At 40.5% G+C, this 2,518-nt stretch carries 2 protein-coding genes; both read left to right on the top strand.

Annotation, left to right across the window (positions count from 1 at the left end; all coding sequences use genetic code 11):
* The coding region (locus Q1K78_RS17380; protein WP_300181721.1) for a hypothetical protein at positions 1–1,068 on the top strand (1,068 nt) is incomplete at its 5' end.
* Positions 1,065–2,417, top strand: a complete 1,353-nt coding sequence (locus tag Q1K78_RS17375; protein WP_300181719.1) for a hypothetical protein — start codon at positions 1,065–1,067, stop codon at positions 2,415–2,417. The genes Q1K78_RS17380 and Q1K78_RS17375, both read left to right, overlap by 4 nt.
* Positions 2,418–2,518: the final 101 nt, after the last annotated feature.

Genomic DNA, 2,518 nt, shown 5'->3' with positions numbered 1-2,518 from the left:
AATCCTACACAAAATCTTAATACGTTACCTAAGCTGCCTAATCATGGTAGTGATGGAGTGCCCGTTTGGACTACAAATGGCAATGGGGATTTGATTAGCGGGTTACTTGAAGAAGATCCAGGTGCTTCTACACTGCGGTCTGAGTTAGCGAATAATGAAGATGGAACAGATGGGGCAAGATTAGTCGGATATTATAATCCTCACACACTAGCACAAACTACCGTTAACGATACGTTAGATGGACTAGTATCCGGAAATTCTGGGGATTTTGTTCCAGGAGATTTAAAGCCATCCTTACTTACCACTGCTAGTATGGGATGGTTATTAGTTGTAAGTGGAACTATTGGGTCTGCTACATCAGGAGCTACTGTGTTAGCTGATGCGAGTGCAGAAGATTTATTTGGAGTTATATGGGAAAGTACGTCTATATTTGACTGTAGAATATATAACTCTATTGGTGTAATTACTAGTAAAGGGGCAAGTGCGTCGGCGGATTGGGCTGCTAATAAAGCTATCGAATTGCCAGCGTTGCCTGGTAAGGCGGTAGGTTGCAGTGGAACCGGTGCGTACAGCCAACTCTTCTCAGCGAATTCTACGACCGATGAATTAAATTTAGAGTTAATTGGAAGTGCTATCCGATATCCTACAGGTTATCCGTTTACTCTATCTACAACTGGTTCTCTTCCGGGCGGCTTATTACCTTCTACAACTTATTATGCTATTAATGAAGGGCTATTAGATCAGATTAAAGTAGCTGCTACAGTCGCACATGCTGCTGGTGGAACGGCCGTTGATATAACAAGTGCCGGTTCTGGTACACATACTATTTTAAGTGGCACTCCAAACCGAGATGTGGGGTATTGGAATGGGGAAGATACCACCCTTTTAACGATCGAAACGATGCCATCGCATAGGCATACACCTGGTGGAGGTGGATCTGGAGGTGCGGCGGGAGCGACTGGAACTTTCTTTGCTCACCCTAATGAGCAAAGCGGCCCAACAGGAGGAACTCAAGCACATAATAATATGCAGCCGACCTGCTTTGTAAACTGGATGATTAAACTTTGATAATTACGCTTCCTCATAAAGTCCAGCTGAGAAAATATCAGAAGAAAGCCTGGAATGCATTCTTCAAGCATCATTATCGCCACATGATGCTAATTTGGCATAGGCGTGCAGGAAAAACTAAGTTTTCTATTAACCTCATATCCGCTGCCTCACAGCAAAGAGTTGGGGCTTATTATTACTTGTTCCCTCGTTTAACTCAGGCTCGCCGTGTTATCTGGGAAGGCCGTGGGGAAGATGGAGTAAGATTTTTAGATCACTTTCCTCCTCAAATAATAAAGTCCGTAAATAATACAGATATGAAGATTGAGTTTAAAAATGGAAGTATTTTTAGGCTGCTGGGAACTGATAATGGCAATTACGACAGTATAGTAGGTGGTAATGCTCTAGGTATTTTATATGATGAGTATGCTCAACAAAATCCCGCCGCTAGAGATTATATGCTCCCGATGTTAGCTGAGAATGAAGGATGGGAAATTTTTATTGGAACACCCCGCGGCACTAACCATTTTTATGAACTTTATGAAATTGTAAAAGATAACAAAGAATGGATGGTAGATGTACGGACAATCGATCAGACATTGCGCAATGATAATAGACTTGTCGTTAGTCAGGAAATTTTAGCGGGTTTAAGAAAGTCTGGGTGGTCCGATGATAAGGTTGATCAAGAGTTTTACTGTTCATTTGATGCTGCTATACGTGGTGCATACTTTTCTAAGCAACTTAGGGAGGCGGAGCAGGATAATAGAATCTATAACTTTGCGGTTGATACGTCCATTCCTGTAGATACCTATTGGGATTTAGGCATGAATGATTCTACAAGTATTTGGTTAAGCCAAAGAAGCAGAGGTGGAGTAAGGTGTATTGCTTACTACGAAAATAATAATGAACCTCTAGCTCACTATATTAACTGGTTAAGAGATTATAGAGATAGCAAAGATATTGTATTTGGGAAACATTATGCTCCTCATGATTCAGCCAAAAGAGATTTCTCCACAGGTAAAACTATGCTAGATATGGGCCGTGAACTAGGTATGGTATTTATACGTGTGGAACGCATTAGACAAAAAAAAGATGCGATTGAAATGGGTAGAAAATTATTTAGGAAATGTTATTTTCAGAGGACTCACTGCAAAGTAGGCTTAAGTTGTTTGCGAGAATATCACAGTGCATTTAATGAAAAGATGGGAATATTTTCGAATCGTCCTGTTCACAACTGGGCTTCTGATGGAGCAGATGCTTTTCTTACTATGGCGCAAGTAATCGAGAATAATAAAGAGGTAGAGAAGAAACACCGGGGACAGATTATTACACAAAAACCTATGAGTGATTTTATGTATGGTTCTATGTAGATGTATAATATTATGTTTATTGTGCGCGTTATTCGCTTCATGTGCTCAAAGGTTATATAGTTATGATGTAGCTTATAACGCATTGGAGGCATATGAAGGCA

This window comes from uncultured Aliivibrio sp. (genome assembly GCF_946479765.1).
Lineage (GTDB): Bacteria > Pseudomonadota > Gammaproteobacteria > Enterobacterales > Vibrionaceae > Aliivibrio.
The sequence above is the reverse complement of the archived record's forward strand: the minus strand, read 5'-3'. Positions and strand labels throughout refer to the sequence as shown.